16 protein-coding genes are annotated in these 22,149 nt (G+C 46.2%); 12 read left to right on the forward strand and 4 right to left on the reverse strand.

Features of this window, described 5'->3' with window-relative positions; genetic code table 11:
* The first annotated feature begins 8 nt into the window (after positions 1 to 8).
* From hrpA to ICV38_RS03905, 12 genes are all read left to right on the forward strand, one after another.
* Complete coding sequence (hrpA, locus tag ICV38_RS03850; RefSeq protein WP_371819240.1) at positions 9 to 4,055, forward strand: ATP-dependent RNA helicase HrpA; 4,047 nt, start codon at positions 9 to 11, stop codon at positions 4,053 to 4,055.
* A gap of 70 nt (positions 4,056 to 4,125) precedes the next feature.
* Positions 4,126 to 5,139 carry a cytochrome D1 domain-containing protein gene (locus ICV38_RS03855; RefSeq protein ID WP_215382425.1) on the forward strand — a complete coding sequence of 338 codons (1,014 nt, stop codon included), beginning with the start codon at positions 4,126 to 4,128 and terminating at the stop codon, positions 5,137 to 5,139.
* A gap of 29 nt (positions 5,140 to 5,168) precedes the next feature.
* Entirely contained in the window at positions 5,169 to 5,957 is a 789-nt protein-coding gene (locus ICV38_RS03860) for a polysaccharide deacetylase family protein (protein WP_215382426.1), read from the forward strand.
* A gap of 3 nt (positions 5,958 to 5,960) precedes the next feature.
* Positions 5,961 to 6,932: a sterol desaturase family protein gene (locus tag ICV38_RS03865; RefSeq protein ID WP_215382427.1), complete on the forward strand. Its 972-nt coding sequence runs from the start codon at positions 5,961 to 5,963 to the stop codon at positions 6,930 to 6,932.
* 29 nt (positions 6,933 to 6,961) lie between these two features.
* The gene (locus ICV38_RS03870; RefSeq protein ID WP_215382428.1) at positions 6,962 to 7,834 is read left to right on the forward strand and encodes an EI24 domain-containing protein; all 873 of its coding nucleotides are present in this window, start codon (positions 6,962 to 6,964) and stop codon (positions 7,832 to 7,834) included.
* Positions 7,824 to 8,696, forward strand: coding sequence for a molybdopterin-binding protein (locus ICV38_RS03875; RefSeq protein ID WP_256441298.1), 873 nt, complete (start codon positions 7,824 to 7,826; stop codon positions 8,694 to 8,696). Before ICV38_RS03870 ends, ICV38_RS03875 begins: the two co-directional genes overlap by 11 nt.
* 207 nt (positions 8,697 to 8,903) lie before the next feature.
* Entirely contained in the window at positions 8,904 to 10,319 is a 1,416-nt protein-coding gene (glnA, locus tag ICV38_RS03880; protein WP_215382429.1) for a type I glutamate--ammonia ligase, read from the forward strand.
* Positions 10,320 to 10,345: 26 nt separating this feature from the next.
* Complete coding sequence (gene glnL / locus ICV38_RS03885) at positions 10,346 to 11,467, forward strand: nitrogen regulation protein NR(II) (protein ID WP_371819249.1); 1,122 nt, start codon at positions 10,346 to 10,348, stop codon at positions 11,465 to 11,467.
* Positions 11,464 to 12,915 carry a nitrogen regulation protein NR(I) gene (gene ntrC, locus ICV38_RS03890; protein ID WP_215382431.1) on the forward strand — a complete coding sequence of 484 codons (1,452 nt, stop codon included), beginning with the start codon at positions 11,464 to 11,466 and terminating at the stop codon, positions 12,913 to 12,915. The genes glnL and ntrC overlap by 4 nt, the downstream gene beginning before the upstream one ends.
* Positions 12,908 to 13,756: an exodeoxyribonuclease III gene (gene xth / locus ICV38_RS03895; protein ID WP_251368226.1), complete on the forward strand. Its 849-nt coding sequence runs from the start codon at positions 12,908 to 12,910 to the stop codon at positions 13,754 to 13,756. The genes ntrC and xth overlap by 8 nt, the downstream gene beginning before the upstream one ends.
* A complete protein-coding gene (locus ICV38_RS03900) occupies positions 13,734 to 14,405 on the forward strand; it encodes a glutathione S-transferase (RefSeq protein ID WP_251368228.1) in 672 nt (223 codons plus the stop codon). Before xth ends, ICV38_RS03900 begins: the two co-directional genes overlap by 23 nt.
* 78 nt (positions 14,406 to 14,483) lie before the next feature.
* On the forward strand, positions 14,484 to 15,797 hold the full coding sequence (locus ICV38_RS03905) for a lipase family protein (protein WP_215382432.1): 1,314 nt from the start codon (positions 14,484 to 14,486) through the stop codon (positions 15,795 to 15,797).
* 96 nt (positions 15,798 to 15,893) lie between these two features.
* On the opposite strand, the gene ICV38_RS03910 is transcribed toward ICV38_RS03905, so the two are convergent.
* Genes ICV38_RS03910 through ICV38_RS03925 form a run of 4 tightly spaced genes read right to left on the reverse strand, consistent with a single transcriptional unit; the run spans position 15,894 to position 22,049 of the window.
* Positions 15,894 to 18,029 (reverse strand): M3 family metallopeptidase, encoded by a 2,136-nt coding sequence (locus tag ICV38_RS03910; RefSeq protein ID WP_215382433.1) that lies wholly within the window; start codon positions 18,027 to 18,029, stop codon positions 15,894 to 15,896.
* 18 nt (positions 18,030 to 18,047) lie between these two features.
* Positions 18,048 to 18,902, reverse strand: coding sequence for a bifunctional methylenetetrahydrofolate dehydrogenase/methenyltetrahydrofolate cyclohydrolase FolD (gene folD / locus ICV38_RS03915; protein WP_215382434.1), 855 nt, complete (start codon positions 18,900 to 18,902; stop codon positions 18,048 to 18,050).
* A 21-nt stretch (positions 18,903 to 18,923) separates the two neighbouring features.
* Positions 18,924 to 19,571: a response regulator transcription factor gene (locus ICV38_RS03920; protein ID WP_215382435.1), complete on the reverse strand. Its 648-nt coding sequence runs from the start codon at positions 19,569 to 19,571 to the stop codon at positions 18,924 to 18,926.
* 36 nt (positions 19,572 to 19,607) lie between these two features.
* A complete protein-coding gene (locus tag ICV38_RS03925) occupies positions 19,608 to 22,049 on the reverse strand; it encodes a PAS domain-containing sensor histidine kinase (RefSeq protein ID WP_251368229.1) in 2,442 nt (813 codons plus the stop codon).
* Positions 22,050 to 22,149 lie beyond the last annotated feature (100 nt).

Genomic DNA, 22,149 nt, shown 5'->3' on the forward strand with positions numbered 1-22,149 from the left:
ATTATAGGGTGCAAGAGCTCATAAACCAACAAAAACCCAAACCAATCACTAAGCCTGTGCCTGCTTCCAACACCGGACGCCGGCTTGATATCCGCTTTCCGGAAGAATTACCCGTCTCTGGTCAGCGTCAGTTAATCAAGGATGCCTTGCAGAGCCACCAGGTGGTGATTGTGTGCGGTGAGACTGGCTCAGGTAAGACTACCCAGCTACCCAAGATTTGTTTGGACCTAGGGCGGGGCACGATCAATGGTGGCAAGCTCATTGGCCATACTCAGCCACGACGTATTGCAGCCACAGCAACTGCTAAGCGCATCGCCCAAGAACTAGGTTCACCAATTGGCCAAGATGTGGGCTATCAGGTGCGCTTTGCAGATAAGACCAGTCATACCGCCTCCATTAAGTTGATGACGGACGGCATCTTGTTGGCAGAGACTCAGAGGGACCCTCAGCTCAAGGCTTATGACACGCTCATCATTGACGAAGCACACGAACGCAGTCTGAATATTGATTTCTTATTGGGGTACTTAAGACAGTTACTGCCTAAGCGACCTGACCTCAAGCTCATTATTACGTCTGCGACGATTGATGCTCAGCGCTTTGCTGAGCACTTTGCGATGAATGGCAAAGTTGCCCCGGTCATTGAAGTGAGTGGCAGATTATTTCCGGTAGAGCAGCGCTATTCACCGCTAGAGCCAGACACCAAGCCTGACGGCAAAAAAGAATCAAAGACTGCCAAAGAAATTCCCGATGCAGTTGCAGAAGAAATCGCTAAGGTCTGGCGCGAAGGTACAAGTGGGGCGGGAGATGTTCTAGTCTTTTTGCCTGGTGAGCGCGAGATACGGGATTGCGCAGAAGCGTTACGAAAAGATCACGTACTGCAACAACGCTTTCATCCGGAAGTATTAAGTCTCTTTGCACGTCAATCAGTAGCAGAACAAGAACGTGTCTTTTCTCCTGGAAACGGTCGTCGCATTATTTTGACCACCAACGTTGCTGAGACTTCCTTAACGGTTCCTAACATTCGCTATGTAATTGATAGTGGCCTAGCAAGAGTAAAGCGCTATTCCTATCGTAACAAGGTGGAACAACTCCAGATTGAGCCAATCTCGCAAGCGGCCGCCAATCAACGGGCGGGGCGTTGCGGACGTGTCTCAGATGGTATCTGTGTGCGGCTTTATAGCGAGCAGGACTATCAAAGCCGCCCTAAATTTACTGATCCAGAAATTCTGCGTAGCTCATTAGCGGCAGTCTTACTGCGCATGAGCTCATTACGCTTATCCAAAATTCAGCATTTCCCATTTATTGATAAGCCATTGGGCAGGGCAATTGCCGATGGTGTGCAGTTACTGGATGAGTTGGGGGCAATTGAGTTTGATGAAGCGCAAGCTGGTGATGGCAAAGACATCAACAATAGTTTCAAGCTCACCCAGATCGGTAAGCAGCTTGCTGATCTTCCGCTTGATCCTCGTATCGGCCGAATGCTATTAACCGCTAAAGAACAGAATGCATTAAAAGAAGTCACTATTATTGCTTCAGCCTTAGCTACTCAAGATCCGCGTGAACGACCAATGGATCAAGGGGCTGCTGCAGACCAAGCACATTTGCAGTTTGCCGATGAACGTTCTGAGTTCCTTAGCTTTGTAAAGCTGTGGAATTGGTACCAAGATGCCCTGCAACATAAACATAGCAATCGTCAGTTAGAAAATCTTTGCCGCAGTAAATTTTTATCACCAAGGCGTTTGCGTGAATGGCGTGATGTTCATGGACAACTCCACACCATGTTAGGTGAAAAGGGCTGGAAAGAAAATGCTAGCCCAGCAACTTATGAGCAGGTGCATTTGTCATTGCTCAATGGCTTATTGGGTTACGTTGCTAAAAAAGAAGAGGATGAAAAATCGCAGGATCGCAATAGCAAGACGGGCGGTTATGTGGGTGCTCGCGGTATTCGCCCTTTTATCTGGCCAGGCTCGACCATTGGCAAAAAAGGAGGCGCGTGGATCTTGGCGGGTGAGTTGCAAGAGACAAGCCGCATGTATGCTCGCACGATTGCTAAGATCGAACCGCAATGGGTTGAGAAAGTTGCCGGCCATCGTCTGATCAAGTCTTTGAGTGACCCCTTTTGGGACAACCGCCAAGGCGAGGTATTGGTCTTTGAGCGTGGCACTCTATATGGTTTGCCGATTTATCACGGGCGCCGCGTGCGTTATGAGCCGCACAATCCAGAAGAAGCCCGCGAGTTATTCATTCGACAGGCGCTGGTGCAAGAAGAAATGTTTGGGCGCATGGACACCCCAGCACTTCAACGCGAGACTGAAGCTGATGCCAAGAAAAAATATTCTGGTACGTTCGGTTTCTTTTGGCATAACCGTCGTCTGATTAAAGAAATCGAAGCATTAGAGCATCGTTCACGTCGCCCAGATGTATTGGTGGATGATGATTTGCTTTTTGCTTTCTATGAGTCGCGCATTCCCAAAGGTGTTTGTAATCGAGAAGGCCTTAAGGCTCATCTCAAAAAGACCCCAGATCTTGATGCTCAGCTTCGCTTGGAAAAGGCTGACCTCATGCGCCATGAGGCTGCAGGAATTACCGTAGACCGCTATCCGAAAGTCATGAAGGTAGGGGGTGCAGAGCTCAATCTCACCTATCACTTTGAACCAGGCAGCCCCAAGGATGGTGTCACTCTGGTAATTCCTCTGGCACAACTCAATCAAGTTGATGGTCGTCGTTGTGAATGGCTTGTGCCAGGGATGTGCGAAGAGAAGATTCTGCTCTTACTAAAAACCTTGCCACAGAAGCTACGGCGCCATTGTGTGCCATTGCCTGATTACGCCAAATCCTATTTAGAGCGAAAGCTCGATTCCAATCAATTTGGTGTCGGAGATTTTTTAGATAGCTTAATAGAGGACATTCGCAAAGAACGTGGACTAGAAATCAAACGAACGGATTTCAGGCCCGAAGCCTTGCCTTTGCACTCATCTATGAACTTTCGTTTGATTGATGAGCATGGGCGTCAATTAGAAGTCGAGCGTAACTTAACCCGACTGCGCTCTGAATACGGCCAGACAGCTCGCGATGCTTTTCAAGCGGTTGCTCAGGAAGTAGCCCAAGCAGAACTCGGAATTGAGCCCAGCACGCAGGCGATTACTAAGTCCAATAGCGCTGGTAAGTCAGATCAGGCTAGACGGGTGGAGCAGAGCGGCTATTGCACTTGGGAGTTTGGCGAGCTACCAGAAACTTTAGAGATTCAAAAAGGGAATAAGACCTTGTTCGGTTACCCAGCTTTAATTGACCGCGGTGATTATTGCGATCTTGAGGTGTTTGATGATTTGCTAGAAGCCCGCAAGCAGCATGCGCAAGGTTTGCGCCGTTTATTTGCATTGGGCAATAAAGACACACTCAAAGCATTACAAAAACAATTACCTGGGATTCGGGAATTGGGTTTGCTCTTTATTAATGTGGGTTCCGTTGAAAGTTTAATTGATCAGATACTCAACCTATCGATAGAGCGTGCTTTCTTAAATGAACCATTACCAAACAACGCAGAACAATTTACTGAGCGGATGCAAGCAGGTAAACCCAGATTGGCACTAATTGCCCAAGAAATATCACGCCATGCCTTAGCCGCATTACAGGCCTATGCTGATTTGCAAAAGAAGATGGCGCAAGCCAAAGCAGCATCCCCCAGTGCTTATGCAGATATTCAATCGCAAGTACAAGGGCTGATTTTTCCTAAATTTGTGGCAGATATTCCCTATGCCCAATTGGTTCATCTACCGCGCTACTTAAAGGCGATTGCAATGCGGATCGATAAGATGCGGTCCAATCCATCTCGGGATGCCCAATGTCAAAAGGACTGGGAGTCTGTAGCTAGGCCCTGGCAAAAGCTAACGCAAGGCAGCAAGGGTGCTAATTACGCCATGACCGACGATCAAGCCTTGATCGATTTTCGTTGGCAATTAGAAGAGTTGAGGGTGGCTTTATATGCCCAAGAGCTTAAAACCCCAACCCCAATGTCCTTAAAGCGTTTAGAAAAAGTTTTGGCTAGCTTGCGCTAAGTCAAATCCACCGCTAAATAGTGGGCATTTAGAGTTCAGCCAAGCCCTCAGCATTGCTTACAATGTGGTTATGTATAAATTTACCAAGATTAGAGCTTTTTGCACTATTGCCCTTTCAGTCGGTTTTGTCTCAATAACACATCAAGCCTTAGCTCAAGCTCCGGCAGCTCCAGCCCAGCCCAAATTAGCAGTGATTCTCAATTCAGGTCAAGCATCTGTCAGCTTGATTGATATGCAAACTCGCCAAGTGGTGAAAACGGTTCCTGTTGGCAAAGAGCCTCATCACTTGATGATGACGCCAGATGAAAAAACGTTATTGATTGCTAACGCAGCAGGTAATGACGTCGTACTCATGAATCCAGTGAGTGGTGAAATCACGGGTCGTGTACCAAATATTATTGATCCATATCAGGTTGGCTATTCTCCCAATCACAAATGGTTTGTGGCTAACGGCAATCGTTTAGATCGCGTAGATATATATTCTGCCAATGGCGCCGATTTGAAATTGGCTAAGACGGTGAAGTTGGCGAAGACCCCAAGTCACATTGCATTTACTTCGGATAGCAAAATTGCTTTTATCACTTTGCAAGACTCGAGTGAGTTAGCTGCGATTGATTTAGAAACTCAAAAAGTATTATGGGTGATGCCTACAGGAAAAGTTCCAGCAGGCCTGTGGATGACGCCGGGCGATCAATATCTTTTGGTTGGTATTACTGGTGAAGATAACGTTCAAGTCATTGATTGGAAGAATCGCAAAGAAGTGAAGCGTATCTTTACAGGCAAGGGGGCACACAACTTCCGCCCTTTGGGTGATAAGAAGCATGTATTTGTCAGTAATCGTATTGCTTCCAGTATTAGCCTAATTAATATGCAAACCTTAGAGAAGGTGGGCGATATCACTGGTTTACCTTCAGGTCCTGACGATATGGAAATTACCCCCGATGGTAAGACGATGTGGGTGACTTTCCGTTTTGCTAAAAAAGTGGGTGTGATTGATATTCCGACGATGAAACTAGTCACCGTGATCCCAGTTGGTAAATCTCCGCATGGTGTCTTCTTTTATCCAAGAGCCTCATGGGAGTAATGGCTTAGCCTTATTCATGCCAATCATCAATGAAGCGCAATCTGATTACCCGTCTAGCAGCCGCACTCTTGTTCGGCTGTTTTTCATTGAGCGCTAATGCACAAACTGCTAGTTGCAATAAGACGGTATATCTCACTTTTGATACGGGCAACATGTCCGTTGCTAATAAGGTTGCTGAAATCTTAAAGCGACAAGACGTTAAAGCTACTTTCTTTCTAGCAAATGAAAAAACCTTTCGCGGAGATTTTGCTTTAGATGAATCTTGGAAACCCTTTTGGCAGCAACTTGCCAAAGAAGGTCATCACTTTGGTAGTCATACCTACGACCATGACTATTTTGTAAAAGATGCCCCTAAGGGACAGGTGTTTGAGAAGCCACAGTTTGGTACCAAGGCGGGCGAAACCCTTCTATATAACGAAGCGACTATGTGCAAAGAGATTCGCCGGGTGGATCAGCGCTTTCAGGAGATGACCAATCAACCCTTACAAAAAATCTGGCGTGCACCAGGTGGCAAAACTTCTCCAACCTTAATTCGGATCGGGGACATGTGTGGCTATCAACATATTGGCTGGGCTCCTGCAGGATTTTTGGGGGATGAACTTAATTCTGACAAGCACCCCAATCACTTGCTATTAGAAAAAGCTACTCGAGATATTAAAGACGGCGACATCACGATGGCGCACCTTGGCATTTGGTCCAGAAAAGATCCTTGGGCACCTGCGGTGCTAGAGCAATTGATCGTAAATTTGAAGCAGCGAGGCTTTTGTTTCGGTTTATTGCCCACTGAGCACAAAAATTCTGTAGATCAGTCAAAATAGAGCATGGACTTAAGCTCAATCACCTCGGCAATCGCAAATGCTTACGGCAGTGCTCAGGAATGGCTTTTCTCAAATATTGTTGGGCCAGCGCTGTATCAATTGGATTTGATGTCTTGGGCAGAGGATGCCTTTGATGGGGTCGATTGGTTTTTGTTTGGCTGTATTCAAATTGCATTGATTATTTTGGTGTTGCGGACTTGGGAACGTTTTAATCCAGCTGAGCCACAAGAGCGCTTATCAACTTCAAGCAAAGCCGATATTTTCTACACCTTGTTTCATCGCTTGGGCATCTTTCACGGTCTAATCTTTATTGCACTATCAGGATTTTTCTTTGAAATCGATTCAATCTTGCATGATTTTCGCTTTGATCGTTTGAATGTTGAGGGTTGGTGGCCTGGAGTAACAACGATTCCTTGGGTCAGTTTTTTATGCTACCTAGTCTTACTTGATTTCGTTGATTACCTCTACCATCGCGCATCGCATGCCTTTAACTGGTGGTGGCAGTTGCATGCCTTGCATCACAGTCAAACTGTCATGACTGCATGGTCAGATAATCGCAATCATTTTTTGGATGACATCATGCGTGCGGTAGTGATGGCATTTTTCGCACTTTTGTTTGGTGTTTCGCCAGGGCAATTCATTGCGCTGGTTGCATTAAGTCAATTTATTCAAAGTTGGCAGCACTCCAACATCAAAGTGCATTTAGGGTCAGCACGTTATCTTCTCATTTCCCCGATGTATCACCGTATGCACCATGCAGTAGGTTATGGTCATGAGGCGATTGGCAAGCCAGGGGTATTGGGTGGATGTAATTTTGGCATCTTATTTCCATGGTGGGATATGGTTTTTAAGACAGCAATCTTCCCCAAGGCGGTTTATCCCACAGGCGTGCGCAACTTGAATGTTTCTCAAAACGTCATCACTCAGCAGTGGCAGGGCTTAGTTCACGCGTTCAAAGAGTTATTGCCTAAGTAAGCATACTCAAGGTATGTCATAGGAGTTATATGGTCGGATTGCAGCAAGTATTTAAATCGTTTGGACTTGCGCTGGTAGGAACGATGCATCCTCGCATGCTGTGGTTAAGCTTGCGACCATTTTTAATCGTCTCCGTTTTATGGGGTTGCCTCATCTGGCTCACCTGGACCCCAGCACTTGAGGCCTTGAGTATTTTTCTCACAACCTCCATGTTTACAAGTTGGATTCAGGAAGGACTTGTTTGGGCCGGCTTTGAAAATGCCCGAGCGTGGATCGCGCCTCTCTTTTTTGTGATGCTGATTATTCCTTTGATCACGATTAGTCTATTAGTATTTATTGCTTTTTCTACCGTGCCGTACATCGTTAATATTGTGGCTCGGCAATCCGCCTATCATGGCTTGGAATGTAAGCAGGGCGGCGGTTTCATTGGCAGTCTGATTTACACACTATGGTCAGCGCTGATTTGTTTAGCATTAGTGATGCTTACTTTGCCGGTGTGGTGGGTTCCACCACTGGTTGCAGTGTTGCCTCCCTTGCTATGGGGTTGGCTAACTATGCGACTCATGTCGTATGACGTATTAGCAAAACATGCAAGCAGTCAGGAGCGCGATATCCTGCTTGAGAAATATCGCTGGCCATTGCTTACGATGGGCGTTATCTCGGGCATGCTCGGAGCGGTACCAACATTCTTTTGGGCTACCTCTGCGTTAGCTCTGGTGTTGTTTCCTATTGTGAGCTTCGTGGCACTTTGGATTTATTCTTTAATCTTTGTGTTCGCAGCGCTTTGGTTTAGTCATTTCCTATTAGATGCCTTGCAAACACTCAGACAAGAAGAGTTAGAAAAATCCTTAACAGTTGAAACACGCGTGGTAGATCCGGAGCTTCCTTATCATGGCCAATGAATTGGTTGATGCAGTGAAAAAAGTTGAAGTTGATACACCATCAACTGCCGCTGCTACACGGCGATTTGGATTAATTGTGATTGGCGATGAAATCCTATCGGGTCGTCGTCAAGATAAACATATGAGTAAACTCATTGAGCTACTCAATGAGCGGGGCTTGAGTCTGTCATGGGCAAAGTATGTTGCTGATGACCCGGAGCAAATTACCGCAACCTTAAAAGCGAGTTTTGTTAGTGGTGATGTTGTATTTAGTACGGGCGGTATTGGCGCAACTCCTGATGACCACACACGTCAGTGCGCAGCATTGGCACTGGGAACTAAAACGCAATTGCATCCTACTGCACAAGAACTGATTGCAGGGCGTATTCAATCAATGGCTGAGGGCGATCCGATTAAAGCGGATCTAAGCACTCCAGAGAATCAGCATCGTTTCAAGATGGGTGAGTTTCCGATTGGCAGCGAAATCATTCCGAATCCTTATAACCAAATCCCTGGCTTTCGGATTAAAGAGCATCACTTCGTTCCTGGCTTTCCAGTCATGGCTGCACCGATGATGGCGTGGTGTTTAGATACGCATTACAAAGATCTCTTTCATCAAGAGAACTGGGCTGAGCAAAGTTTTATCGTGCCTAAAGGCATTGAGTCAACTTTGACCCCCTTAATGGAGCGTATTGAGGCTAATTTCCCTGGGGTTAAGGTCTTTAGTTTGCCTTCAGTGGGGGACACCGGTAAGGGTGGCGTATATGCCCAAAGACATATCGAACTTGGTATTAAAGGTAACGCAAATCTGCTAGAAAGTGCTTGGATTGCCCTAAGAACGGGCACGCAGGAGCTGGGCTATGAGATCCACGATATTAGCTAAGGCCCAATTGCACTAAAACGGTGCAAATCATCTATTTATAGGTTAAATAGGGAGTAATTGAGCACTTAATTAGTGCAATAATGGCTATTCCCCATTGTTTGCTTCAGTAAATTACTTACATCCGTTAGGCATGTTGAATGCCTGGAATGAACAAGGGTGTATGCCTTAAGTTTGAATTCCGAGTTTTAGTTAATAGAGGAGATTTGCATGACGAAGACCGTCGCTGATGTGATGAAGTTAGTTAAAGAGAAAGAATGTACTTTCGTTGATTTCCGCTTTGTGGATACAAAGGGTAAAGAGCAGCATGTGTCTGTTCCTATTTCTGCATTTGATGAAAGTAAGTTTGAGGATGGTCATGCATTTGACGGTTCATCTATTGCTGGTTGGAAAGGTATTGAAGCTTCTGACATGTTGCTTAAACCAGATCCAACAGCTGCTTACATCGATCCATTCTATGAAGAGCCAACCTTGGTTCTCACCTGCGACGTTATTGAGCCAGCAGATGGCAAAGGTTACGACCGCGATCCACGTTCTATTGCTAAACGCGCTGAAGCTTACTTAAAGAGCACTGGCCTAGGTGATGCTGCTTACTTTGGCCCTGAGCCAGAATTCTTTATTTTTGATGGCGTTCGTTGGGGTGCCGACATGCAGGGTTGCTTCGTGAAGATTGATTCCGAAGAAGCTCCATGGTCATCTGGTAATGAAATCGAGGGTGGCAACACTGGTCACCGTCCAGGAAAGAAGGGTGGTTATTTCCCAGTTGCACCAGTTGATACATTCCAGGATATGCGCTCTGAAATGTGCTTGATTCTCGAATCATTAGGCATTCCAGTTGAAGTTCATCACCATGAAGTTGCTGGTCAAGGCCAAAACGAATTGGGTACTAAGTTCAGCACATTGGTGCAACGCGCTGACTGGACTATCTGGCAGAAGTATGTAATCCAAAACGTTGCACACGCCTATGGCAAGACAGCAACCTTTATGCCTAAGCCAGTTGTTGGCGATAACGGTTCAGGTATGCACGTTCACCAATCTGTTTGGAAGAACGGCGAGAACTTATTTGCTGGTAATGGTTATGCTGGTTTGTCAGAGTTCGCTCTCTACTACATCGGCGGTATCATCAAGCACGCTAAGGCATTGAACGCGATTACCAACCCAGGTACAAACTCATACAAGCGTTTGGTTCCAGGCTTTGAGGCTCCAGTGAAGCTTGCTTACTCAGCACGTAACCGTTCTGCTTCTATTCGTATTCCGCACGTATCTAGTCCTAAGGGTCGTCGTATTGAAACTCGTTTCCCAGACCCGTTGGCCAACCCATACTTGGCATTCTCTGCCTTGTTGATGGCTGGTTTGGATGGTGTTCAGAACAAGATTCATCCTGGCGATGCTGCTGATAAGAACTTGTATGACTTGCCACCAGAAGAAGATGCAAAGATCCCAACCGTTTGTGCAAGCTTGGAAGAAGCATTGGCTGCACTCGAGAAAGATCATGAGTTCTTGACTCGCGGTGGTGTATTCACTCAGTCCATGATTGATGCATATATCAATTTGAAGATGGATGATGTCACACGTTTCCGTATGACTACCCATCCTATCGAATTTGATATGTACTACTCCCTGTAAGCGAAGGAGAGAACTTGAGCGCAGGTTTGTTGCGCAATTCGTTCAAGGGAGCAGCTTCGGCTGCTCCTTTTTTTCCGACATTGCTCGATCAGATGCCCAATGCCATCGTGGTATTTGAGGCTGAGAACCAACAATTGGTTTATGTGAATCCAGCTGCTGAGTCAGCGTTGGATCTCTCACGTAAATCACTTGAGGGTCAGACTGTGCACGATTTATTTGGCGATAATAAAGCCTTAAAGACCATGATTTCAGAAATTAAACATGGTCATGTATCAGCGCAACGCCAAGAAATGGTCTTACATTCCTTGCCCGGTAGCATTCATCAAGACTCTATTCCAGCGCACGTGGTTTTGGCCGCATTCGAAGACCCTGCTTTAATCATGATGGAATGGTTTCCGATTGATCAACAGTTGCGTAGTGAACGCGATGAACGCGTGACGCAACAAGTCGAAGCCAATAAACAATTGATGCGTAATTTAGCGCACGAGATTAAAAACCCATTGGGTGGTATTCGTGGGGCAGCTCAGCTATTAGAATTTGAATTACCTGAAAAAGGCTTGCGTGAATATACGCAGGTCATTATTAAAGAGTCCGATCGTTTACAGACTCTAGTTGATCGCCTATTAGCGCCACACCGCAAAGCGCATGTGATGGAGTCGTTTAATGTGCATGAGGCACTGGAGCGTGTGCGCAGTTTGGTATTAGCAGAGTTTCCTAAGGGTTTGCGCATCATTCGTAATTACGACACGAGCTTGCCTGATGTGATGGGTGATCGTGAGCAGCTAATACAAGCAGTACTCAATATTGTTCACAACGCAGCCCAGGCACTTTCTGAAGAGATTGATCAGGGCATCGCACAAATTGAATTAAAAACCCGAGTTGCCCGTTCAGTCACGATTGCTAAGAATCGCTACAAGTTGGCGATGGATTTGCATGTGATTGATAACGGCCCAGGTATTCCAAAAGAAATTATTGAGCGCATCTTCTTCCCCTTGGTTTCTGGGCGAGAAGGGGGTAGTGGCTTAGGCCTGACTTTGGCGCAAACCTTTGTTCAGCAACACCAGGGCTTCATTGCTTGTGAGAGTCGCCCTGGTCGTACCGATTTTCATATACAAATTCCATATCGTAGGCAGGAGAAAACATCATGAAACCAATCTGGATCGTCGACGATGATCAATCTATTCGTTGGGTTTTAGAGAAAGCCTTGGCTCGAGAGAATATTCCTCACAAGAGTTTTTCCAATCCCAACGATGTTCTGAATGCATTAGAAAAAGAGACTCCCCAAGTATTGATCTCTGATATTCGCATGCCACGTGGTAATGGTTTGGATTTGTTGCAGCATGTAAAAGTGAGTCATCCAAATCTACCGGTCATCATCATGACCGCTTTCTCGGATTTGGATTCTGCAGTTGCTTCATTTCAGGGTGGTGCCTTTGAGTACCTCACTAAACCTTTTGACGTAGAGAAAGTGGTTGAGCTCATTCGTCGTGCTGTAGAGCAGGGAATTCGGAGCGAGTCTGGCAATAAGGAGTTGGCTGCTTTAAGACAAGAGTCGACTGAGATTATTGGTCAAGCCCCAGCGATGCAAGAAATCTTTCGTGCAATTGGCCGCTTGGCCCAATCTCATTCAACCGTGCTCATTACTGGTGAGTCTGGCGCCGGTAAGGAGTTGGTAGCCCATGCATTGCATAAACACAGCCCAAGAGCAAAGGGCCCATTTGTATCGCTTAGCACCTCTGCAGTCCCAAAAGATTTACTAGAGTCTGAATTATTTGGTCATGAGCGTGGCGCTTTTCCAGGGGCACAAACACTGCGTCGTGGACGCTTTGAGCAAGCGGATGGCGGTACACTCTTTTTAGGCGAGATTGGGGATTTGCCATTTGAATTGCAAACGCGTTTGCTGCGTGTTTTGACTGATGGCCATTTTTATCGCATCGGCGGTCAAGACCCGATTAAGGTCAATGTGCGCATCATTGCTTCTACGCATCAGAACCTAGAGCAACGGGTTGCCGCTGGTTTCTTCCGCGAAGATTTAATGCACCGCTTAAATGTGATTCGTTTGCGTATGCCTTCATTGCGTGAACGTAGCGAAGATATTCCTATACTGGCAAAACACTTCATGCTTAGTTGCGCAAAGGCATTAGGTGTGGAGCCAAAGAAGCTTTCTGATGAAGTACTTAAAGAGATGAGCGCTATGCCATTCCCGGGTAATGTGCGTCAGCTTGAGAATCTTTGCCACTGGTTAACGGTCATGACACCAGCAAATATTATTGGTGTGAGCGATCTTCCTGCTGATATAGTTTCTCAGGCGAGCGAGCATCCTACCGTTCTACAAGGTGAATCATCGCCAATTACTCCTATTTCCCTTAAGGCAAATGCGGGCGATTGGGAAAGTGGTCTTGGTCGCTTAGCAGTCAAAATGCTACAAGATGGTGACAAAGAAGTTTACGATGCTCTATGCTCACGCTTTGAGAAGGCTGTATTGCAAGCTGCGCTAGAGGTAACGCGTGGTCGCCGAGTAGAGGCGGCTCAACGCCTTGGCATTGGACGTAATACGATTACAAGAAAATTGCAGGAACTGGGGATAGATGACTGATTCAATCCGAATTGCGGCGTGGAATGTGAATTCCTTAAAAGTTCGCCTTCCACACGTACTTCGTTGGTTGCAAGATCAAGAAAACAAGAAAGAACCCATCGATGGGCTTTGCTTGCAAGAGCTCAAGCTCACTGATGATAAGTATCCCCACGCAGAACTGGAGGCAGCAGGCTATTTGAGTCTGGCTGCTGGACAAAAGACTTACAACGGTGTTGCTATCATTGTGCGCAAAGCCGCTTTAGCTTCGATTGCATCAGATGCAGCCACCACTTTTTTAAAGCCCACCAGAAATATTCCCAATTTTGAAGACGAGCAGCAGCGCATCTTAGCTGCGACGATTCCTTTTGCCGGCATGCAGCCTATTCGCTTAGTCTCAGCATACTTCCCCAATGGGCAGTCACCTGATAGCGATAAGTTTGTTTACAAACTCAACTGGTTAAATTCATTGCAAACTTGGCTAACGGCCGAGTTAGAGCAAAACCAACGTTTAGCACTGTTAGGCGACTTTAATATTGCACCAGAAGATCAAGATGTACACGATCCCAAAGCTTGGGAAGGACAAAATCTGGTATCGCCACCTGAAAGAAACGCCTTCCAAGATTTGCTTAAGCTGGGCATGAGTGATTCCTTCAGAATGTTTGAGCAAGCCCCTAAAACCTTCAGCTGGTGGGATTACCGCATGATGGGCTTTAGAAGAAACGCTGGTATGCGGATCGATCACATCTTGCTAAGTGATGCCCTTAAGGTAAAGTGTGCAGCAAGCAAGGTCGATAAAGAGCCAAGAACATGGGAGCAACCGTCAGATCATGCTCCGGTAATTGCAACGATTCAAAAATCTTAAGTTAAACCCAGTTGAGCGTGCATCCATGATGCCCATTTTGTATTCTTATCGAAGATGTCCTTATGCGATGAGAGCGCGTATGGCGTTAAAGTACGCTGGGATTGCAGTTGAGCATCGCGAGATTGCATTACGAGATAAACCAAAGGCAATGCTTTTGGCTTCCCCCAAAGGTACTGTTCCCGTTCTCTGCTTAGGCGATCAAGTGATTGACCAAAGCCTAGACATCATGCAATGGGCATTGACTCAGTCTGACCCCAATGGCTGGAAGAATGCTGACGAGAGTTTGGCAAGAGACTGGATTGAGATAAACGATGGCCCATTTAAAAAGCTTCTGGATCAATACAAGTATCCCAATCGTCATCCTGAGCTCAAACAGGATGATGTTCTCAATGCCGCGATGGAATTGATGCTCAAGCCCATTGAGTCAGCGTTAAGTTCCAGTCAATTCTTATTGGGTAATCAGATTACCTGGGTTGATGTCGCCATCTTTCCATTTATCAGGCAATTCTCCATGGTTAATCCTGAAGAGTTTGCAAAGTTGCCATTGCCGACAACACAGAAATGGCTTAAGCATCATCTTGAGTCTGCGTTATTTCAAGCGGTGATGGAAAAACATCCAGCCTGGATCGAGCCAAGCATCCAATCCTAAGATTGAGTAGGAGATAGCCTTACTCCAAAATGTTTTGAGTATAGTTATACGTATTGCCACTTAATACAGATGACATCCATGAAAACATCATTAACCGCCATAGCTATCAGTACTTTTTTGGGATTACTTTCTTCAACGGTATATGCCGATCCTCCAGTTCCACCGTTCTATGAGGATGTCATCAAGTTGAGTCCTAGTGGTAAGTTAGGACAAGTTCTGAAGAAGGAAAAAATCCAAACTTCCATCAAGGGTGCGCAAGCTTGGAAGATTGCCTACATCTCCTCTGATATTGGCGGACGTAAGCACCTGGTGACGGGTTTGGTGGTTGCCCCAATTGGTGCTGCGCCTAAGGAAGGGCGCCCGATTATGGCTTGGGCGCACGGAACCACAGGAGCCGCTCAAAATTGCGGTCCTTCACAAGTGCTTAATCCCGTATCTCCCTTGAATGAATATTTCTTAATTGGCGGCAACTCTTGGACAGATTATGGAATCCCAAGTATTGAAGAGTTCATTAAAGAGGGTTATGTCATTGTTGCTACCGACTACCAAGGCTTAGGTGGTGGCGGTGAACATCAATATGCTTTAGCTGCGACCAATGGGATGGATATGATTGATTCTGCAAGAGCAGCAAGTTCCATGACAGAAACTGGTGCCGGTAAGAAGGCAATAATTTATGGCTGGTCTCAAGGTGGTGGCGCGGTGTTGGCGGCAGCTAGCATGCCTGACTACCTTTCTAAAAAAGGGACTATCGCAGATGGTATTGAGCTTATTGGTGCAGTGGCCTTGGCTCCAGACGATATTGCCATCATGATGCCCAACTCTACAAGCGATGAAGCATCGGCGCAAAAGTCATTGAGTGGCATTATCAAAATGTTTACTGGCAATGTATTTGATTTCTCGCACATGGCAATGAGCATGTGGGGTGTTAGGGCAGGCAATCCTAATCTCAAGCTGACTGATATCTTTACAGCTGATGGTGCAAAGGCCCTTGATGAAGTGATTCGCAATAAATGTATGCACGCTGTCGCTGATACGCTCAATTTCAACTTCGGCACTCAATACAAGACACTTCTCAAGGATCAGATAACCAATCCTTTGGAGTGGACTAAGGCGATGGTCAAGGGTAGCGTAAACCCGGTTAAGCCAGTTGCACCAGTGGTGATCTATTGGGGCAATAAGGACACTACCAACCCACCAATCATGGGCAAGCTTTACCAAGAGCAAATGTGTAAGTTAGGCGGCAATATAAGCCGAGTGGAATTACCTGGAGACCAGTCGCACTTCACCACCCCTGGAGCTTCTGCACCTTTGTATCGTGCATGGATTAAAGATCGCCTGGCAGGTAAGGGAGCAACTAATAATTGTCAGCAAGCATCTCAGTTACCAAGTTAATTCTGATCATTGGCAACAGAAAAAACAATTTATAAAATAATAAAAAGCCCATCAACAATGATGGGCTTTTTTACTTCTACGAAGAGTATCTCACTTTTAAGCTAGACCACCATGGCGCAAGAGTGCGTCAATACTCGGCTCCCTCCCTCTAAAGGCTTTAAAGGATTCGGCAGCAGGTCGGCTGCCTCCTACTTCTAAAATTTCTTCTCGATAGCGAGTGCCAGTCTTAGCATCAAGTATGGAACCCGTAAGCTTTGCTGCCTCTTCAAAAGCAGCATAGGCATCAGCGGATAAAACCTCAGCCCATTTATAGCTGTAATAGCCTGCAGCATAACCGCCAGCAAAAATATGACTGAAAGTGTTGATCCAGCGTGAAATCTCCGGCTGTGGAATGACGTTGTAGTCATTGGCAATTTTTCTCGATAGCTCCAGTACTGCTTGTCCTTGAGCATTTTTTGCATCAAAGTGGGAGTGCAAGCGCCAATCAGTAAGAGACATCACAATTTGCCGTAGGGTCATGAGACCGTTCTGGAAATTCTTGGCCGCCAAAATCTTGTCAAAAAGTTCGCGTGGCAAAGGCTTGCCAGTATCAACATGAGCCGTCATTTTTTCTAATACTTCCCATTCCCAGCAGAAGTTCTCCATGAACTGACTCGGTAACTCCACAGCATCCCACTCAACACCATTGATTCCTGAAACGCCTAAGGCACCGACTTGCGTTAAAAGATGATGCAATCCATGACCGCTCTCATGGAAGAGGGTAATGACATCATCGTGGGTAATCGTGGGTTGACGTAAAACGCCATCAACTTTCACTGGAGGTGCAAAGTTACATACGAGATAAGCAACCGGAATCTGAATTTCTCCATTAGGTAGTACTCGGCGTCCACGAGCATCATCCATCCAGGCACCACCGCGCTTGCCAGGACGAGCATAAGGATCTAAATAGAAGTAGGCCCGTAATTTTCCAGCAAGGTCCTTAACGGCAAAGGACTGCACATCCGCATGCCAAGTAGGCAGGTTGGCAGCTTCAATCTTGACGCCAAACAGCGTTTGAATTACCCCAAACAAACCATCCAATACTTTGGGTAATGGGAAGTACTGCTTGAGTTCATTCTCCGAAAAAGAATAACGCTCTTGTTTTAGGCGCTCCGCAGCGAATGCGGTATCCCATGGTTGCACACCATCAGTAAGACCCAGTTCGTTTTTTGCAAACTGACATAACTCATCCCAATCACGCTGGGCAAATGGTTTTGCTTTATTTGCAAAATTCGTGAGGAAGAGGTCGACTTCGTCAACGGTATTAGCCATCTTTGGTGCCAAGCTTAAGGCGGCAAAGTTTGCAAACCCAAGCATGCGAGCTTCTTCGTCACGCAATCTCAGTTGATCAAGCATATTGCGGGTGTTATCCCAAGCAATATTGCCTTTGGCGTATTCAGGCCCGAGCTCAGATGAGCGGGTTACATAGGCTTCGTACATCAGGCGACGCAATGCCCGATTCTCGCAATACTGCATGACTGGATAGTATGAAGGGAAGTGCAGGGTGAAAGCCCAGCCTTGCAAACCCTTTTGCTGGGCAGTGTCTGCGGCTGCAGCCTTGACATCGTCTGGTAACCCTTGAAGATCCGCTTCATTAGTCACTAAGTGCACAAAACTATCGGTAGCATCGAGCACATGATCGGAAAATGCCTTGCCTAAAATGGCTTGCTCATCTTGAATCTCTGAAAAGCGTGGTTTGTCTGCATCGCTTAATTCAGCGCCGCCTAGACGAAAATCTCTCAAAGAGTTCTCAATCACTTTTTTCTGTGCACGATTGAGTGTTGCAAACTCGGAACTCTTACTGAGCTCTTTGAACTTTTGATAGAGCGCTAGGTTTTGTCCCAAGCTCGAAAAGAATGCAGTGACTTCTGGGAGCATGGCGCCGTAAGCAGCTCGCAACTCAGGAGTATCGGCAACACTATTAAGATGGGAGATAACACCCCATGATCGACCCAAGGCTTCAGTTGCATCTTCTAAAGGCTCTGCAAGCGCATTCCAGGTTGAAGGTGTTTTAGAGTCGGTAGCAACATCAACTGCTTCTTGTGCATGCTTTAGTAAAAACTGAATCGCAGGGGTGATGTGCTCAGGCTTTACCTCAGGGTAAGCAGCGATTCCGCGTCCAAAGGTCAGCAGAGGGTTATTCTGCAAGGCAGGGGGTAAATTGTGTAAGTTCGAGGAGGGGGATGTATTCATCCCTCTAGCTTAATGGATCTACAGCTTGGCTGCTTTTTCAGCTGCTTCCAAAGTATTCATTAAAAGCATGGTTATTGTCATTGGTCCAACACCGCCTGGAACTGGGGTAATCCAGCCAGCTACATATTTGGCGGTGTCAAAATCCACATCACCACACAGCTTGCCATCGGGGAGGCGGTTAATACCAACGTCAATCACTACCGCCCCGTTTTTGACCATATCGCCAGAAACCATTTTAGGTTTGCCGGTTGCTACAACTAAGATATCAGCATCTTTTGTGTGGTGAGCCAAGTCGCGAGTCTTGCTATTACAGATTGTCACAGTAGCGCCTGCCTGCAATAACAACATGGCCATAGGCTTGCCCACAATATTGGAGGCGCCAACAATGACTGCGCGAGCACCTCGAATCGGGTAATCAATGCTTTCTAAAATCTTCATGCATCCATAAGGAGTGCAGGGTTTGAATTCTGGTTGACCAACCATTAGAGCGCCAGCATTCGCTACGTGAAATCCATCAACATCTTTTTCTGGTGCGATTGCTTCGAGTACTCGCTCAGAAGCAATGTGCTCCGGCAAAGGGAGTTGCACTAAGATGCCGTGGATCGCTGGATCAGCATTTAAGGTGGCAATGCGAGCAAGCAATTCTTCTTCAGCCAATTCAGCAGAGTAACGCTCTAACACCGAATGAAAGCCAACATCTTCGCAAGCTTTCACTTTGTTGCGCACGTATACAGCACTTGCAGGGTTATCGCCAACTACGATGACTGCTAAACCCGGGCGAACCCCTTTAGCAGTAACAATCGCACCGCGGGCAGCAATTTCTGCGCGTAGCTTCTTAGAGAGGGCGTTTCCGTCGAGTAATTGAGCGGGCATTGCAGGTTAATATCAATAGGATTAATTAGGCTGTGGATCAGACAGTGCAAGACGAAGAAGGTCGGCAACGGTATTGACGTTGAGCTTTTCCATAATATTGGCGCGGTGCGCTTCAACAGTCTTAATGGAAATGCCAAGATCATCAGCGATCTGTTTATTCAGGCGACCAGCAACAATGCGCTCAAGCACTTGACGTTCACGACCAGTCAATTTGCTCAATAAGCTTTGGGTAATCTTGCGTTGGCTAGCTTGTGAGTAATCAATGCGGGCCTTGGCAAGCATGCGATCTACTAAGCCGCACAGATCATTTTCTTTGAAAGGTTTTTCAATGAAATCTACTGCACCACGTTTCATGGTGGAGACTGCCATGGATACATCGCCGTGACCTGTAATGAAGGCAACTGGCATTGGTAAATTTTCACTAATTAAGCGCTCTTGCAATTCAAGGCCAGACATTCCAGGCATACGTACATCGAGAATTGCGCAGGAGATAGTGGATTTATCTGTGCTTTGCAGAGATTGCAAGAAGCGCTCGGCACTGGCGTGACAACGGACTACATAACCATTGCTCTCCAATAACCAAGTGAGGGAGTCACGTACCGCTTCGTCATCATCTACCACGTAAACCACTTCGGCTTGGTTAGGTTTGGTATTCGCGCTCAAGTTCATATTCAATCTCGCAAGATAATTCAATTAATGATGCTGTTATACATTTCCCGTAACTTCAGGAGAAACTAGGGGTAGAAGTATTGTAAAGGTGCAACCAACTAGCTTGGTATGTTCTGAGTCCATCCGATTGACCGCCCACAGGCGTCCCTGATGGGATTCAATAATGGAACGGCAAATATTGAGCCCCATACCCATTCCATCGGATTTGGTGCTGAAAAACGGCTCAAACATGCGTTCTAAGACGGCTTCTGGGATGCCAGACCCGCCATCACTTACCTGAATGCGGAGCATGGCTGGGAAGATGCTGGTATCAAGGTCAGCGCTAATATTCACTGGGGGGGCAGACCATCGAGACGAAAGTGGAAAAGCCTCCCGCATACTGTCAAGACCGTTTTTGAGGAGATTGACTAAGACTTGCAGAATCAAGACAGGGTCGATATCAACCTCTGGCAGGTTCTCGGCGATGTTGGCATTAATAGTGAGGCGGTGGCGATGCGCCTCAATCTCCACGAGTCCAACGGCATCATTAATAATTTCAGAAATAGCGGTGGACTTACGCTGAGGCTCGCTGCGTTTCACAAAACCACGAATCCGCTGAATGATGGTGCCTGCACGATGCGCTTGTTCAGAGGCTTTCTCTAGAGCGGGCAAGATATCTTTAGTCAGTGCTGGATCCAAATTACCCTCTAAACGTTTTGCAACACCCATGCAGTAGTTCGAGATTGCGGAGAGCGGTTGGTTTAATTCATGCGCTAGTGAAGAGGCCATTTCACCCATCGTCGTCAAACGGCTAGTAAATTGCATCCGCTCTTCCTGTTGACGTGATAATTCGTCAGCATCCTTACGAGCGGTAATGTCAGTTGCAATTAATAGTTGAGCTAGATGACCATCAATCCAAGGGATAAAGCGACGTCGTACCTCATACCATTTATTGCTGCCGTCACTCAATTGGATTTCTTCAGGTTCAGACTCTTGGTATAAATATGAAGTGGGGATACCATCGCGAATGTAATCTTGAAGATCCTGTGCAATATTGTGCAAAGTCTCAATCTTATTGTCCTGATGTGCTAGCTGGAAGTGCCCCTTAGAATCACTACCAAAATTTTCGCGATAGAAGCGATTCGCAAACAACAACTCATCGGTCTCTAGGGAAACCACGGACACAGCTGCATCAAGTCCTTCAAGTACGGTTGTAAAGCGCTCTTGAGAGATGGCTAATTCTTCTCGAATCTTTTTAGGCTCAGAGATGTCAATTAAGGAAGTGACCCAACCAGTTTGTTTACCCTTTTCATTAATCAGTGGCGCAATAAATGTACGGGTTTGGATTAGAGTGCCATCCCGTTTCATGACGGCGCCTTCAATCCCCTTTTTTGAATCCCTGCCAACAAGTGCGCGATTCATTTTTTCAACCAATTCGTCCTTACGGCTATCTGGCCAAAAAGGGAAGGGTGGCATGAGCCCAACCAATTCTTTTGCCGACCACCCAGTCATCTCACAAAAGGCTCGATTCACATAGGTAATACGCTTTTCCATATCGTGAGCACGGATGCCTACCGGTGTGGAGTTCTCCATGGCATTACGAAAGCTCGTTTCAGTGCTTAGATTTGCTTCCGCTTCTTGCCGTACTTGCATCTGCTTTAAGACTGACCATAAACTCCAGACTACGAAAGCGGATAGTCCGATCACAACGCCGATCAACATTCTGAAAGTCAGATTCGTGGGGGGCGGATAGGTATCAATGCGTAAGACCATGTTTGGACTCAAAACCCCAATGTCCAAACTCGTCTGATTACTAAAAGCCCTTTTGGGTGTATCTCGATCAGAGGAAATAGAGAGCACGCGCTCGTTATCGGTCAGGAGAGTGAAGCGATAGTGCGCCTTTAACTCGCCGGGGATGATATCTAGAATGCCTTGGGTGGTATACAGAGCAGCCAAATAGCCTATTTCTTGACCTCCAACAATATTTGGAGCTACCTGCCAAAAAACAGTCCTTCTGTCTTTGGAAAGCGATTCTTCATCGGGAATGTTCAGCGAGATGAATTGACTAAAGGCAGTTCTACTGGTTGCATGACTCAATTCAATGGCCTTAGTTAGACCTTCATTCACTTTTTGATCGTTTTGTGTTTTGCTAATCCAATCTGTTTTAGAGTTGCTAACAGGGGCCGTCCATTGTTTTGAGCTATCGGAATTGAGCCAAATGATTTTGATAATTTCATGATTATTTAAAACTAAATCATCTGCTTGTTCTCGGACTAGTTGTTTTAGTTTTGCATCATCATTACTTGCAGCAATTTCGCGGTTAATCGTATTGAGAGAATCTGCATTATTGGCAAAGCGCAACTGAATGCGTTGTTTTGCAAAAGAGAGCTCTCTAAAAAGAGCGGCTTCTTGTTGCCCCTTTTCTTGGAGGTGTAGGGTCCCCAAAATAACGCCCATGACTGCCGTAAAGAGCACGATTGCCAATAAAGGCGTGTACACGAGCTTAAAGCCCCGTATTTTTCGGAGCCATTTAAGGGGGTTGAGAATTAACTTGGATAAAGCCGAGGATTTCATAAGATTAAGGCCATTTTGCCTTATC

The organism is Polynucleobacter sp. MG-6-Vaara-E2 (assembly GCF_018687695.1).
GTDB lineage: Bacteria > Pseudomonadota > Gammaproteobacteria > Burkholderiales > Burkholderiaceae > Polynucleobacter.

Excerpts from the sequence above, each read along its gene's own strand:
- ICV38_RS03855 (WP_215382425.1), top strand. The coding sequence starts at position 4,126 with ATGTATAAATTTACCAAGATTAGAGCTTTTTGCACTATTGCCCTTTCA.
- ICV38_RS03860 (WP_215382426.1), top strand. The coding sequence starts at position 5,169 with ATGAAGCGCAATCTGATTACCCGTCTAGCAGCCGCACTCTTGTTCGGC.
- ICV38_RS03865 (WP_215382427.1), top strand. The coding sequence starts at position 5,961 with ATGGACTTAAGCTCAATCACCTCGGCAATCGCAAATGCTTACGGCAGT.
- ICV38_RS03870 (WP_215382428.1), top strand. The coding sequence starts at position 6,962 with ATGGTCGGATTGCAGCAAGTATTTAAATCGTTTGGACTTGCGCTGGTA.
- ICV38_RS03875 (WP_256441298.1), top strand. The coding sequence starts at position 7,824 with ATGGCCAATGAATTGGTTGATGCAGTGAAAAAAGTTGAAGTTGATACA.
- glnA (WP_215382429.1), top strand. The coding sequence starts at position 8,904 with ATGACGAAGACCGTCGCTGATGTGATGAAGTTAGTTAAAGAGAAAGAA.
- ntrC (WP_215382431.1), top strand. The coding sequence starts at position 11,464 with ATGAAACCAATCTGGATCGTCGACGATGATCAATCTATTCGTTGGGTT.
- xth (WP_251368226.1), top strand. The coding sequence starts at position 12,908 with ATGACTGATTCAATCCGAATTGCGGCGTGGAATGTGAATTCCTTAAAA.
- ICV38_RS03905 (WP_215382432.1), top strand. The coding sequence starts at position 14,484 with ATGAAAACATCATTAACCGCCATAGCTATCAGTACTTTTTTGGGATTA.
- ICV38_RS03910 (WP_215382433.1), bottom strand. The coding sequence starts at position 18,029 with ATGAATACATCCCCCTCCTCGAACTTACACAATTTACCCCCTGCCTTG.
- folD (WP_215382434.1), bottom strand. The coding sequence starts at position 18,902 with ATGCCCGCTCAATTACTCGACGGAAACGCCCTCTCTAAGAAGCTACGC.
- ICV38_RS03920 (WP_215382435.1), bottom strand. The coding sequence starts at position 19,571 with ATGAACTTGAGCGCGAATACCAAACCTAACCAAGCCGAAGTGGTTTAC.